Origin of the sequence: Streptomyces sp. NPDC046465, from assembly GCF_040646035.1 — a bacterium.
Taxonomy (GTDB): domain Bacteria; phylum Actinomycetota; class Actinomycetes; order Streptomycetales; family Streptomycetaceae; genus Streptomyces.
Genome location: NZ_JBEYZK010000020.1, coordinates 105,733 through 119,382, shown reverse-complemented (window position 1 = coordinate 119,382; position 13,650 = coordinate 105,733). Strand labels below are relative to the sequence as shown.

Here is a 13,650-nt window from a genome sequence, read left to right as displayed (position 1 = left end):
AGGGAGGCGACCGGGCGGCAACGGGATTTCGGTGGGGCGGACGGGACTTCCGACACCGGCCTGATCCAACCGAAAGGACCTAGCTCTGCCAGCGGCAGCGCAGCGCCGTCACGGCGAAGCCGGGGCCGAAGGCGATGACGGCGCCGTCATCGCCCTCGGCGGGCGGATCCGCGTGGGTCCGCTCCAGGACGCGCAGGATGCTCACGCCGCCGAGGTTCCCCTCGTCGCTGAGGGTGTCGAGGGAGTGCCGTGCGGCGTGGTCGTCCATGCGCAGGGCGGCCACGGTGTCGGCGATGATGCGGGTGCTGCCGGGGTGCAGGACGGCGAAATCCGGGCGGCGCGGACCGAGCCACTCGAGCAGGCGGGGCATCACGTCGGTGACCGCGGCGAGGACCTGCTTCGTGGAGTCGAAGTGGATGCCGTCGGCGGCCATCCGGCCGCGCTGCCGTTCGAGGCTGTCCGGCAGCACGTACTCGAAGGTGTCGTCGATGGCGATCCCGGGACCCAGCGGGGTGTCGGTGACGACTGTCGCGGCGGCCCCGTCGCCGAACAGCGCCTTGTAGATCATCGACTCGATGGCGGTGTCACTGTGGTGGTAGATGCTGGAGAGGACCTCGGCGGCCACCACGAGGACCTTGCTGCCCGGCCGCGCCGCGATGAGGTCGGCGGCCCGTACGAGGGCCTGCGTGCCGCCGGGGCAGGCCACCGACGTGAGCGCGACGCGGCGCAGGTCGGGGCGGAGGCCGAGGCGCGAGACGAGGTGGACGTCCAGGTTGGGGACGGCCCAGCTCGTGGTGTGCGTGGTGACGATCGCGTCGATGTCCGGTGCGGTGAGCCCGGCGCCGTCCAGGGCGAGTGTCGCGGCGCGCTCGGCCATGGCGAGCGCGTCGGCGAAGGCGGTGCGCACACGCTCTTCGACGTCGGCCGTGCCGGCCACGGTGGGGGAGTGGAGGGGGCGCGTGAAGTAGCGGGTCTGCACCCCGCAGTTGCCGATGACGCGCAGGAGCGCGCGCAGGCGCGGGTGGTCGGCGTGGTGCGCGCTCACGTCGTCGGCTATCTCGGCCGTGGTGACCTTGTGGCCACCGAGGACGGTGTGGGGGCTGAGTACGTGAGCAGTCACGGGGCGACACTCCCCAGGAACGCTGAAGGGTGGGGTGTGGCCAAACTACTTCACTGGGGCGGGAGTGCCCTGTTGAGGACAAGCGCTCTGCGCACCGTGAAGTCGAAAGTGCGTACGAATGGCGCGCGGTGACGTGCAGAGATGTGCCGGGGGCGCGCTCACTCGGAGCGGAGGCTGGGCGTGGGCGAGTGGGTGCGTACCGCGCCGGGGTGGAACACCAGGATCATCAGCCGGGAGCCGGGCGCCGTCAGGGGCTGTGCCGCGCACATGGTGACCCAGCCCGGCCCCTCCGTGGCGTGCAGCAGGGGGCGCTCGTCGCCGTCGGGCTGGGGGTGCGAGGTGCCCGCGGTGTACAGGTCGGTGGTCAGCGGGTCGGCGAGGATCTCCTTCTCGATCTGCCGCAGGATGTCGTCGTCCGGCCTGGTGGCGAGCGCCGCGCGCAGCTGTGGCAGCACCATCGGCGCCCAGGAGTGGTGCCAGTCCATCAGGGTCTGGCGGCCGTGCCGGTCCAGGAGCATCCAGCGCAGGGTGTTGCCGGGGACCTTGCCGCCCGGGAACATGCTCGCGAACGCGGAGTTGTAGGCGAGTACTTCCCAGGAGGCGTCGGTCACGTAGGCCATGTGCCCTATCCCGTCGACGGCCTCCTGCCAGACTCCGGGCACTTCCTTGCCGGAGGAGAGGTGGAGCGGTCCCGGCGGGTCCTGCAGCAGTGCGTAACGGCAGAGGGACACCCACTCCTGCTCGTTGAGCCCGAAGAGGCGGGCGACGTCCCGGAGGAGCGAGGTCGGCGGGTTGGGGTAATTGCCGGATTCGAGACGGTGGTACGTGCCGAACGTACGGTGCAGCAGCTGATCGACCTGGTGCTGGGACAGGCCGGGCGCGCGTCGGCCCTGGCCTGTCGGGCGGGCGAAGCCGTGTGATTCCGGGGCTATGAGGGAACGTCGTTCGCGGAGCAGAGCGCGGAGCGCCGTCTTGTTCATGGTGGGTAATCCCTCTTGGTGCACGCCGAGTTGGAGCGTGATCAGTCTAAATATTCACATCGGCTTTGGTAGTAAACATTGCCCGAAGAAAACGATCAGTCGCTCAGGCATGATGGAGCGTGCGGGGTCACCGACCTGCAGGTTTGATCGTCGGGCGGCACCCGTGCACAACAGCGGGGCATCTTGTCCGGGGCGTTTGAGAATGGCTGAAATTCCCCGGCATTGGGTACCCCCTAGGCCTATCGGGCCGATGCGGGAAGCGTGTGGGACAACTGTTCGTATTCCGGTCTGCGTGGTCGGAATCAGAGCAGTGCGGGACCGCACCGCTCTTCTTCCCGCGCCGGTTTCATAGGGCCACCGGCTGCGGTCGGTGCCGTCACTCGCCATTACGTAGCGGCCACGGTACCGACCGCCCGTGGTCGTTCCGGGGCGTTCACGTGGCCGTGAGCTGCTCCTCCGCCCGCGCCAGGATCTCCGTGACCCGCAGCCCGAACCGCACGTCGCACGGATGTGACTGGCTGCCCGCCGCGCACTCGGCGAGTTCGTCGACGGCCGTCGCGAATGCGTCGCCCGACTCCTCCCACGTCGGCAGCACCACCGTCCCGCTCTCACCGCGCAACTCCACGGTCAGTCCCGCGCACTTGGCCGGAGCCGTGAGGCTCAGCGTCGCCGTGCTGGACGCCCCGCCGGTGTGCCGCAGGATCAGATGGACCGTGTCCCGGGGGCCGGACGCCGCCGTCACGGCGGTCACGTCGCCGAGTACGGGGATCAGCATCGACAGGGCGTGCGGGCCGACGTCCCACAGCCCGCCCCGGCTCGCCCGCCACGGGGACGAGAACTCCGCGCCGCCGTCCGGGGCGTAGAACGAGCCGTACCAGTCCGCGCGGCCGGTGAACCAGCCGCCCGTAGTGGCCTGTTCCGACACCCAGGCCGCGCTGACGGCGGCGTAGCGCAGCGTGAAGAAGACCACGGACGCCACCCCGGCGCGCTCGACCGCCGCCACGAGGTCGCGGGCTCCCCGCACCGTCGTGGCCACCGGCTTGTCGAGCAGCAGATGGCAGCCGGCCGCCGCGGCGCGCGCGGCGAGCGGCGCCTGTACGTCGGGCGGAACCGCGAACGCCACCGCGTCACTCGCGGCGAACAGCTCGTCGACGTCCGGATACGCCGTCGTACCGTGCGCGGCGGCGAGCGAGGCGGCCGCCTCCGGGCGTCGGCCCCAGATGCCGCTGAGGTCGACGCCGGGGTGCCGGGCCAGCGCGGGGCCGTGCGTGGCGGTGGCCCAAGGGCCCGTGCCCACCAGGCCGATGCGGAGTCGGTTCATGGGCGGCAGTATGACCGACACCGCCCGGCGCGGACCTGCCCGGCGGCAGCCACTCTGTCCGGTGGGGCGGTTGACGGTCGGCTGACGGTCACCGCCCGCGTGGCGCCTCGGCAGGCGCGCATGCCCGGTCGCATTCCGAATTCCTCGGGGTGAATTCCCATTCACTCGCTATGGTGAATTCCAATTCACCTCAACAGGGCGGGGGACACGTCATGGGGAACGTTCCGATACCGGGTGACACGAGGGGCCTGCGCGCCCGCCTCGCCGTCCCCGTCCTGGCCTTCGGCGGCATCCTCATGGCCGTCACCCAGACCGTGGTCGTCCCGCTCCTTCCGGATCTGCCCCGGCTCACCGGCAGCTCGCCCGGCGCCGTGTCCTGGCTGGTCACCGCGACCCTGCTGGCCGGGGCCGTCCTCACCCCCGTCCTCGGCCGGGCCGGCGACATGTACGGCAAGCGTCGCGTACTGCTCATCGCCCTCGGCCTGATGGCCGGGGGATCGGTGCTGTGCGCGCTCACGTCCGACATCCGGCTGCTGATCGCGGCGCGCGCCCTGCAAGGCGCGTCCGCCGCGGTCGTGCCGCTTTCCATCAGCATTCTGCGCGACGAACTTCCGCCGCAGCGGACGGCTTCGGCGGTCGCCCTGATGAGCTCGACGGTCGGGATCGGCGCCGCACTCGGCCTGCCCCTTGCCGCGCTCCTCGTGCAGTACGCGGACTGGCACGTCATGTTCTGGGTGACCGCGGGGCTGAGCACCTGCGGGCTCCTGCTCGCCCGGTGGGCCGTCCGCGAGTCGCCGGTGCGCTCGCCGGGGCGGTTCGACACCTGGGGCGCGCTCGGTCTGGCGGCCGGTCTGATCTGTCTGCTGCTCGCGGTGTCGCAGGGCGGCCAGTGGGGGTGGGGGAGCGGTCCGGTCCTCGGGCTGTTCGCGGGCGCCGTCGGCATCCTGTCCCTGTGGTGGCGGATGCAACTGCGCTCCGAGCAGCCGCTGGTGGACCTGCGCCTGGCGTCCGGGCGGCGCGTGGCGCTGCCGCACGTGACGGCGCTGCTCGCCGGTTTCGCCTTCTACGCCAACTCGCTGGTGACCGCGCAACTGGTGCAGGCGCCCGCCGGGAGCGGCTACGGCCTCGACCTGTCGATCGTGGCGACCGGCCTGTGCCTGCTGCCCAACGGCGTGATCATGCTGGTCCTCTCGCCGGTGTCGGCCCGCGTCTCCACATCGCGCGGCCCCAGGGTGACGCTGGCGGGCGGCGCCGTCATCATGGCGCTCGGGTATGCCGTACGGATCGTGGACAGCCGGGACCTGTGGGTGATCGTGCTGGGCGCCGCGGTCGTCTCGACGGGGACGACCTTCGCCTACTCGGCCCTGCCCACGCTGATCCTGCGGGCGGTGCCGGTCGCGCAGACCGCGTCCGCGAACGGTGTGAACGTCCTGATGCGCACGATCGGACAGAGCGTCTCCAGCGCGGCGATCGCCGCCGTGCTCGTCCGGCACACCTCGGCTGTCGAGGGCCTGCGGATCCCCACTCTCGGCGGCTACCGACTCGCCTTCGCGATGGCCGGAGCCGTGGCGCTCGTCGCCTGCGCCGCCGCCCTGGCCATACCCTCGGACACGGCCCCGGAGAGCGGGCGGGCCGCCGCCGGACCCGGCGGGCCCGCCCAGGAGACGGCCCTGGAGGGGCGGTGACCATGGCGGAGACGAACGGGTCCGCGGCGAGCGCGGCACTTCGGGCCGACCCGGCCCCGGAGACTCCGCCGCCCCCGGGCCGCAGGGACGCCGAGGCGACCAAGGGCGCCATCGTCCGCGCCGCCCGCCACCTCCTCGCCCGGCACGCGCACGGTGACATCACCCTCAAGGCGGTGGCCGAACGGGCCGGGGTGAGCGCTCCGTTGATCCTGAAGTACTTCGGCAACAAGGACGCGCTGTTCTCCCGGGTCATGTCGTTCGACGCCGACGCCGAGGGGTTCCTCGACGCGCCGCTGCCGGACCTCGGCCGCCACATGGTCCACCATCTGCTCACCGGCCAGGCCGAACGGGGCGCCGACCCGATCCTGCGCATCGTCTTCGCCCCGCTCCACGGCGAGCAGGGCGACATCCTGCGCGCCAACTTCCGTGCCCAGGTGGCCGAGCGGCTGAGCGAGCGGCTCACGGGGCCGGACGCGGGGCTGCGGGCCGAGCTCGCCGTGGGCATGCTGCTCGGTCTCGGCGTGATGTACGGCATCGCCCGCGGCCCGCACGTGCGCGGCGCCGAGATCGCCGAGATCACCGGCCGCTACGCACCCGCGGTGCAGGCTTTCCTGACGCCTCCGTGACCCGGGCCGCCGGTGCGGCGGGCGGGCGCGTCCGGGCGCCGCGCCGCACCACCACCACGGCCGAGAGCCCGACGGCCAGTCCGGCCGCCGTCTGCGGTCCGAAGGGCTCACCGAACATCAGGGCGCCCCACAGGGCCGTCACCGGTGCCATGAGGAACATCAGTGTATTGACCTGGGTCACCCCGGACCGGCGCAGGATCAGCCAGTACAGGCCGTAGCCCCCGAACGTGGAGAGGACCACCAGCCAGCCGATCGCCGCCCAGAAGGACGCCTCGGCGGGCGGTGTCGCGGCGCCGGACGCCAGCGCGAGCCCCGTGAAGACGACGGCGCTCGTGCCGCAGTGGACCGTCAGGGACACGGCAGGGGTGACCCCGCGGGTCGCGCGCCGGTCCAGGAAGGTCGCGGCGACCAGCGAGAACATCCCGAGGAACGGCACCGCGTAGGCCCACCACGGGGCGTCGCCACCGCCGGAGAAGTCGGCCGCGGTGACGATGGCGACTCCGGTCACCCCGAGGCCGAGGCCGGCCCACTGGGTGCGGGAGACGTAGTGGCCGAGCAGCGGCCCGGCGAGGGCGCCCGCCACCAGTGGCTGAGTCCCGTCGATCAGGGCTGTGGTGCCGCTGGATACGCCGAGCTGGATCGCGTAGTACACGGTGAGCAGGTAGCCGCTCTGCGACAGGGCTCCCACTGCCGCCTGCCGCCCCACGTCACGCGCCGTCAGGCCCCGCCAGGAAGCCCGGGCCCACAGCAGCGCGACGAGCCCGAGGGCGGCGGCCAGCGGCAGGAAGCGCCACATCAGCACGGTCACCGCGGACGCGCTGCCCGCGCCCAGTTTGGCCCCGATGAACCCGGAGCTCCAGGTCAGCACGAAGGCGGTCGAGAGCAGGACGTTCATGAGTTCCTCCCGTCGTGCGCGCCGCGCCCGAGAGGCGGGCGAGTAAACCGATCGGTCTACCTGGCCGCGAGTATACAGATCGGTTTACCAGTCGGTTTACTATGGAGTCATGACTGAAGTCACCGGGAACGGGCGCGGAACAGAGGGCGAGACCGCGGCGCCGCGGCGCATCGCCATGACTCCGGGCGCGCGGCGCGCCCTCGACGCCGCCGGGCGGCTCTTCTACGAGCGGGGCATCCATGCCGTCGGCGTGGATCTGATCGCCGCCGAGGCGGGGGTGACGAAGAAGACCCTCTACGACCGCTTCGGGTCCAAGGAGCGAATCGTCGTCGAGTACCTCGCCGACCGGGACGAGCGCTGGCGGTCCTTCCTCGCTCCGTATCTGAAGGCCGCGCCCACGCCGCACGCCCGGGTCCTCGCGGTTTTCGACGCCGCTCGCGACTGGGCCGATGGTCGCCTGACCAAGGGGTGCGGCATGGTCAACGCGCACGCCGAGATCAGTGACCCCGCCCACCCCGCGTACGCGGTCATCACCGGCCAGAAGGCCTGGATGCTCGAACTCTTCACCGGCCTCGCCGAGGAGATCGCCCCGGATGGGGCGGCCCGCCTGGGCCGGACGCTGATGCTGCTGCACGAGGGTGGCCTCGTGGCGCACGGCCTGCACATCTTCCCCGGTGCCCTCGACGGGGCGCGGGCGGACGCGGAGGCTCTGCTGGGGGATCGTTGACAAGTTTTTGCCCGTGGCCGGAATGCTCCGTTCCATGCGGTGCGCCGACTCGAAGTTCGCCCAATAGGCGGGTCGGGGCGCCTCGGTGGCCCCTCTGCCGGTCCGGTAAAGAGCGGCTGAAACTGCCCGGGTCGACGGCGTGATCGCACTGTGGGCGGCGTTGACCGTATGCGGTCGCAGGAGCACGCTGCACAGGTAGGTGCTAGATACATCTAGTGCGGCGAGCGGAAGGAAAACGCATGTGCGGCATCACCGGCTGGGTCTCCTTCGACCGTGATCTGACGGCCGAGTCCACCACTCTGGACGCCATGACGGAGACGATGTCCTGTCGCGGTCCCGACGACCGCGGCACCTGGACCGGCGGACCCGCCGCCCTCGGGCACCGCCGGCTGGCGATCATCGATCTGCCCGGCGGCCGCCAGCCCATGACCGTCGAGACGCCGACCGGCACCGTCGCCCTGGTCTACTCGGGGGAGACCTACAACTACACCGAGCTCCGCCACGAACTGACCGCCCGCGGCCACCGGTTCACCACCGAGTCGGACACCGAGGTCGTGCTGCGCGGCTACCTCGAATGGGGCGAGGCCGTCGCCGAGCGGCTCAACGGCATGTACGCCTTCGCGATCTGGGACGCCCGCGACGACAAGCTCGTCATGATCCGCGACCGGATGGGCATCAAGCCCTTCTACTGCTACGAGACCCCCGACGGCGTCCTGTTCGGCTCCGAGCCCAAGGCCATCCTCGCCAACCCGCTGGCCCGCCGCCGCGTCACCCTGGACGGCCTGCGAGAGCTGTTCGCCACCGTCAAGACGCCCGGTCACGCCGTGTGGGACGGCATGCGCGAGGTCGAGCCCGGCACCGTCGTGACGGTCGACCGCTCGGGGCTGCGCCGGCAGGTCTACTGGACCCTGCGGACGCGGCCGCACACCGACGACCGCGACGCCTCCGTGGCGAAGGTGCGGGAGCTCCTCGAGGACATCGTGCGCCGCCAGCTCGTCTCGGACGTGCCGCGCTGCACGCTGCTCTCCGGCGGCCTCGACTCCTCCGCGATGACGGCTCTGGCGGCGCGGCAGCTGGCCGAGGCGGGCGAGACCGTACGCAGCTTCGCCGTGGACTTCGTCGGTCAGGCCGACAACTTCGTCGCCGACGAGCTGCGCGGCACGCCCGACACCCCGTACGTGCACGACGTGGCGAAGTCGGCGGGCACCGAGCACCGCGACATCGTCCTGGACTCGTACGCCCTCGCCGACCCCGAGGTGCGCGCCAAGATGATCGGCGCCCGGGACATCCCCATGGGGTTCGGCGACATGGACGCCTCCCTCTATCTGCTCTTCCGTGCCATCCGCGAGCACTCCACGGTTGCGCTCTCCGGTGAGTCCGCGGACGAGGTCTTCGGCGGCTACTTGCAGTTCTTCGACGAGGCGGCGCGCACCACCGACACCTTTCCCTGGCTGGTGAAGTTCGCCGACCACTTCGGGGACGACTCCGGGGTCCTGCGCCCCGAGCTGAAGGAGGCGCTCGACCTGCCGGGCTACATCGAGGACAGCTACGCGCGGGCCGTCGCCGACATCCAGCGCCTCGAGGGTGAGAGCGATTTCGAGTTCCGGATGCGGACGATCTGCTATCTGCACCTGACCCGGTTCGTCCGGATCCTGCTCGACCGCAAGGACCGCGCCAGCATGGCCGTCGGCCTGGAGGTGCGCGTGCCCTTCTGCGACCACCGGCTCGTGGAGTACGTGTACAACACGCCCTGGTCGCTGAAGTCCTTCGACGGCAGGGAGAAGAGCCTGCTGCGCGAGGCGACCGCCGATGTGCTGCCGCAGTCGGTCTACGACCGGGTGAAGAGCCCGTACCCCTCGACGCAGGACCCCCAGTACGCGATCGCTCTGCAGAAGCACGTCAAGGACCTGCTCGCCCGGCCCGACCACCCGGTCTTCGCGCTGGTCGACCGGGAGCGGGCGGAGCGCGCCGCCGGGCGCGAGGCGCCGCAGATCACCCAGGCCTCCCGGCGCGACCTGGAGCGCACGCTCGACCTGGCGCTGTGGCTGGACCTCTACGAGCCGGAGATCGTCCTCACCCAGGGCAGGGCCTAGGCCTCCCGGCCCCTCATCTCCCGCGTCCGTCGTCCGACTCCGCCGACGCGGCGAGGGTGTCGAGGAACCGCTGGAGCGCGGGGGTCCCGTCCGGGCCGAGACCGCGCTTGACCGGTGGCACAGCCACTCCGCGCCGGGTGTCGGACGCCTGGCACGGGACGGGCCGCTCCTCGGTCCTGACGGTCGCGGCGCGCCGGATGAACTCGGCTACCGGCATCCCGAGCTGGTCCGCGTGGCGCAGGACCGTGGCGTACTCGTCGGGCGTGAACAAGACCTGCACAGGCTTGGCACCGTCCATGGACGCATGATGCCGCCCGGGCGTGTGTGACGCGCTGCGGTTGGCATATTCGCCCTCGAAGGCGTGAAAACAGGGGAAGGCGCCCACATGAATGGAGTGCGGCCCCGACCGGACGGGGGAATCTCGGTCGGGGCCACAACATGTTCAAGGATAAACCATGGCGCGGGGTGCCCAGGTGAGGGGCCCGCGGGTGTGAGCTGCGTAACGCCGGGCGGGCAGGATCAGGGGCGCAGCCTGGCGGCGGTGTCGAGGTAGAAGGCATCGATGCTCTGGACGGCCTGCTCGAATGCCTCCAGGTTGACGGGCTTGGTCACATACGCGTTGGCGTGACTGCTGTACGCGCCCGTCACGTCGTCCGGGGCGGCGGACGTGGTGAGGACCACGACGGGGATGGCGTGCAGGTCCTCGTCGTTCTTGAGCACCTTCAGCAGGTCGCGACCGTTCATGCGGGGCATGTTCAGATCCAGGACGATGAGGTCGGGCCGAGGGCTGCCCGGATCACGCAGGTGTTCGAGCGCGGCGACTCCGTCGGGGACCTGGACCAGGTTGCGTGCCCCCCGTTCGCAGAGTGCCTCCTGGATCAGCATGGCATCGGCGATGTCGTCCTCGACGAGCAGAACGTCGAAGGGACGGTTGGGGGTGGTCATCATCGGATGCTCCGTTGGTCGTTCGTTGGAGTACTGGAAGAGTCCGGGCCAGCGGCGCCGGGCGCCCTGACGCGTCATGCCGCAGGCGGCGCCGATCTGCGGATAGGCCGCGCCCGCGCGGGCGGCGGTCGCGGCCGCTTCGCGCTGGAGCCGCTCCGTGGCCTGCCGCGCCTGGTCCAACAGGTGGAGCAGCGCCAGGGCCTGGGCCGGGTCGTCCGATGCCGGGTCCGGCGGTCCGTCCAGCAGATGGTGTACAAGTTGCCGCGCAACATCGTCGATGGCCGCCTCCACGACGGCGGCCGTTTCCCGCGCGTCGGTACGCAGCACGAAGTTGTTGCCTGGCATGCCTCGCAGCCTAGGTCCCAAGTGCGGTCGCGACAACAACGGTTGTCGGCCTCTAGAGTGTCCTGGCCGCGATCGCGAGCGGCCGAACAGCGGAGGAGCCCACACAATGACCGGCGAGGAGAGACCGACGAGTGCGCGCGGACTGTCTGCGTGGACGACCCGGCGCTGGCTCCGCGTGGGCGTGGCCGCGTCCTTGGCGGTGCTTGCCCTGCTCGGGGCGGCCGGCACGTGGGTCCTCGGCAGGAGCCAGTCGATCAGCGACGACCTGGTGGACGTGCGCTCTCCCGCGGTGACCAGCTCGATCCGCCTGGAGTCGGCCCTGCTCAACCAGGAGACAGGGATTCGCGGCTACGGACTGACCGGCTCCCCGGAGTTCATCACCCCCTACCGGCAGGGGCTCGCCAGGCAACGGACAGAGAGCAGGCGCCTCTCCGAACTGATAGAGGGCGACCCGGCCAGGCTGGACGACCTGAAGGCCGTGCGGTCCGCCGTGACGAAGTGGCAGCAGCGGATCGCCCGCCCGGTCGCCGCCGAGCCGTCCGGCGCCCCGTCGGCCCTGGCCACCGAACTGGCGGCGGAGGGCAAGAAGACCTTCGACGCCGTACGGGCGGCGGTGAGCGACCAGCAGAAGCATCTGCGCGCGGACCGCCTGCGGGCCAGAGACGACCTGATGGCCACGCTGTCCCTGCGCAACTGGGTGTTCACCAGCATCGCGGTCCTCATCCTCGTCCTCGCCGCACTGGTCTTCGAGGGGCTCCGGCGCGGTATCAACCGGCCCCTTGAGCAGCTCGGCACCGACGCCCGCCTCATCGCCGGCGGCGACTTCGAGCATCCCATCACCCCGACCGGCCCCGCCGACCTGCGGCGCCTGAGCGGCGAGATCGACTTCATGCGCCGGCGCCTGGTGCGGGAGCTGGCCTTCGCGGAGGAGGCCCGCCTGCGCCTCGACGCGCAGGCCGCGGAACTCCAGCGTTCCAACACCGAGCTCGAGCAGTTCGCCTACGTCGCCTCGCACGACCTGCAGGAGCCGCTGCGCAAGGTCTCCAGCTTCACCCAGCTCCTCCAGCGCCGCTACGGCGAACAGCTCGACGCGCGGGCCGACCAGTACATCGGCTTCGCGGTCGACGGCGCCAACCGCATGCAGATCCTCATCAACGACCTGCTCGACTTCTCCCGGGTCGGGCGGATGCACAACGCCCACCAGAGCGTCGACCTGGAGAGGGTGCTCGAACGGACCCTGTCCGCACTGAGCGTCGGCATCGAGGAGTCCGGGGCGGAGATCACCCACGACCCGTTGCCGACGCTGGTCGCCGACCCCACCCAGATGGGCATGCTCTGGCAGAACCTCATCGGCAACGCGGTCAAGTTCCGCCGCCCCGACACCGCGCCGCGCATCCACGTCACGGCGGCCCGGGAAGGCGACCTGTGGGCCTTCACCGTCACGGACAACGGCATCGGCATCGAACCGGAGTACGTCGAGAAGGTCTTCGTGATCTTCCAGCGGCTGCACACCAAGGACGCCTACAGCGGCAGCGGCATCGGCCTCGCGATGTGCAAGAAGATCGTCGAGTTCCACGGCGGCACCATCTCCATCGACGCGGACCACCGCACCGGGGCGCGCATCGCCTTCACCCTGGCACCCGAACCGGCGGAGGCGCCGAGCCTCTTCGACCTGCCGGAGGCCAGCCGCTCCGACCTGGAGCAGGCACGATGACCGCGACCACCACGGCAGGACCGCCCATGGCAGGCGAGGATCCGCTGTTCCGCATCCTCCTCATCGAGGACGACGAGGGCGACGCCCTGCTCGTCGAGGAACTCCTCCACGACACGGGCCTGCGCTTCGAGTTGACCACGCGCACCACGCTGACCCAGGCCCGCATCGAACTGGCCGCGAGGCCGGTCGACTGCATCCTCCTCGACCTGCACCTGCCCGACGTCTCCGGCATAGACGCGCTCGTCTCCGTCCGCGGCTCGGCCCCCCGCACCGCGGTGATCGTCCTGACCGGGATGTCGGAGGCCCAGGCGGGCGCCGACGCCATGGCCGCAGGGGCCCAGGACTACCTCGTCAAGGGCAAGGTCGAGGCGGACCTGCTGCGCCGGACGGTGCGCTACGCCGTCTACCGGAGCCATACCGAACGCGCCAACGCCGAAGCGCAGGCAGCCGAGCTCCGGGCCGAGGAGAACGCCCGCCTGGAACGGGGCCTGCTGCCCCAGCCGATGCTCGACACATCCACGGTGAGAGTGACCACGCGCTACCTGCCCGGGGCCGCCATGGCCCTGCTCGGCGGGGACTTCCTCGACGTGGTGGAGGGAGACGACGGGCTGCTCCACGCCGTCGTCGGCGACGTCAGCGGACACGGCCCCGACGCCGCCGCACTCGGTGTCTGCCTGCGCATCGCCTGGCGTTCGCTGATACTGGGCGGCCACCGCGGCGACGACCTCCTGCACCTGATGGAGCGCATCCTGATCGCCGAACGCGGCAGGCAGCCCCTCTTCGCCACCTGCACCCTGCTCACCCTCGACCAGGACGCCGCCACCGTCACCCTGTACCTCGCGGGCCACCACGAGCCCCTCCTCACCACGGCCGGAAGAACCGAGCAGCCGGCCGTCGCGCACGGCATCGCTCTGGGCATCGCTCCCGGTCTGCGCGGCTGGCCCTCCACCGTCATCTCCCTGCCGCCGGAAGGGTCGCTGACCGTCTACACCGACGGCCTCACCGAAGGGCACAACGGCTCACAGGGCGAACGGCTCGGCGTGGACAATCTGCGTACCCTGATGGACCGCCTGCCGCCGACGGACCCGGCCGCCCACCTCGACCTCCTCATCAAGGAGACTCACGCCCTGAACGCCGGAAGGCACTCCGACGACCTCGCCGTGCTCCGCCTCGACTGGGGCGCTCGTCACCGGTCCTGA

The 13,650-nt window shown here is 71.2% G+C and carries 12 protein-coding genes; 6 read left to right on the top strand and 6 right to left on the bottom strand.

Annotated elements, in window-relative coordinates; translation table 11 throughout:
- Positions 1-79 precede the first annotated feature (79 nt).
- The 3 genes from ABZ953_RS29005 to ABZ953_RS28995 all read right to left on the bottom strand — a co-directional run bounded on the left by ABZ953_RS29005 (position 80) and on the right by ABZ953_RS28995 (position 3,421).
- Positions 80-1,120: a PhlD gene (locus ABZ953_RS29005; protein ID WP_361729614.1), complete on the bottom strand. Its 1,041-nt coding sequence runs from the start codon at positions 1,118-1,120 to the stop codon at positions 80-82.
- Positions 1,121-1,278: 158 nt separating this feature from the next.
- Positions 1,279-2,100 (bottom strand): helix-turn-helix domain-containing protein, encoded by an 822-nt coding sequence (locus tag ABZ953_RS29000; protein WP_361729611.1) that lies wholly within the window; start codon positions 2,098-2,100, stop codon positions 1,279-1,281.
- Between the two features lie 433 nt (positions 2,101-2,533).
- Positions 2,534-3,421, bottom strand: coding sequence for a Gfo/Idh/MocA family oxidoreductase (locus ABZ953_RS28995; RefSeq protein ID WP_361729608.1), 888 nt, complete (start codon positions 3,419-3,421; stop codon positions 2,534-2,536).
- A gap of 212 nt (positions 3,422-3,633) precedes the next feature.
- Here ABZ953_RS28995 and ABZ953_RS28990 point away from each other — a divergent pair, with 212 nt between their 5' ends.
- Both ABZ953_RS28990 and ABZ953_RS28985 read left to right on the top strand, forming a co-directional pair.
- Complete coding sequence (locus tag ABZ953_RS28990; protein ID WP_361729605.1) at positions 3,634-5,106, top strand: MFS transporter; 1,473 nt, start codon at positions 3,634-3,636, stop codon at positions 5,104-5,106.
- A gap of 2 nt (positions 5,107-5,108) precedes the next feature.
- Positions 5,109-5,732, top strand: a complete 624-nt coding sequence (locus ABZ953_RS28985; protein ID WP_361729602.1) for a TetR family transcriptional regulator — start codon at positions 5,109-5,111, stop codon at positions 5,730-5,732.
- Here the strand turns inward: ABZ953_RS28985 and ABZ953_RS28980 are convergent.
- Positions 5,683-6,627, bottom strand: a complete 945-nt coding sequence (locus ABZ953_RS28980) for a DMT family transporter (protein ID WP_361729599.1) — start codon at positions 6,625-6,627, stop codon at positions 5,683-5,685. The genes ABZ953_RS28985 and ABZ953_RS28980 overlap by 50 nt on opposite strands.
- A gap of 175 nt (positions 6,628-6,802) precedes the next feature.
- Between ABZ953_RS28980 and ABZ953_RS28975 the strand changes: the two genes are divergently transcribed.
- Together ABZ953_RS28975 and asnB are read left to right on the top strand one after the other, a co-directional pair.
- Positions 6,803-7,354 carry a TetR/AcrR family transcriptional regulator gene (locus tag ABZ953_RS28975; protein ID WP_361729762.1) on the top strand — a complete coding sequence of 184 codons (552 nt, stop codon included), beginning with the start codon at positions 6,803-6,805 and terminating at the stop codon, positions 7,352-7,354.
- 239 nt (positions 7,355-7,593) lie between these two features.
- Positions 7,594-9,447: an asparagine synthase (glutamine-hydrolyzing) gene (asnB, locus tag ABZ953_RS28970; protein WP_361729596.1), complete on the top strand. Its 1,854-nt coding sequence runs from the start codon at positions 7,594-7,596 to the stop codon at positions 9,445-9,447.
- A gap of 13 nt (positions 9,448-9,460) precedes the next feature.
- Here asnB and ABZ953_RS28965 read toward each other — a convergent pair whose 3' ends face one another.
- A complete protein-coding gene (locus ABZ953_RS28965; protein ID WP_361729593.1) occupies positions 9,461-9,745 on the bottom strand; it encodes a hypothetical protein in 285 nt (94 codons plus the stop codon).
- Positions 9,746-9,966: 221 nt separating this feature from the next.
- On the bottom strand, positions 9,967-10,737 hold the full coding sequence (locus ABZ953_RS28960) for a response regulator (RefSeq protein ID WP_361729590.1): 771 nt from the start codon (positions 10,735-10,737) through the stop codon (positions 9,967-9,969).
- A gap of 106 nt (positions 10,738-10,843) precedes the next feature.
- On the opposite strand from ABZ953_RS28960, the gene ABZ953_RS28955 reads away from it, so the two are divergent.
- Both ABZ953_RS28955 and ABZ953_RS28950 read left to right on the top strand, forming a co-directional pair.
- Positions 10,844-12,451, top strand: coding sequence for a CHASE3 domain-containing protein (locus ABZ953_RS28955; RefSeq protein WP_361729588.1), 1,608 nt, complete (start codon positions 10,844-10,846; stop codon positions 12,449-12,451).
- The gene (locus ABZ953_RS28950; protein ID WP_361729585.1) at positions 12,448-13,650 is read left to right on the top strand and encodes a SpoIIE family protein phosphatase; all 1,203 of its coding nucleotides are present in this window, start codon (positions 12,448-12,450) and stop codon (positions 13,648-13,650) included. The genes ABZ953_RS28955 and ABZ953_RS28950 overlap by 4 nt, the downstream gene beginning before the upstream one ends.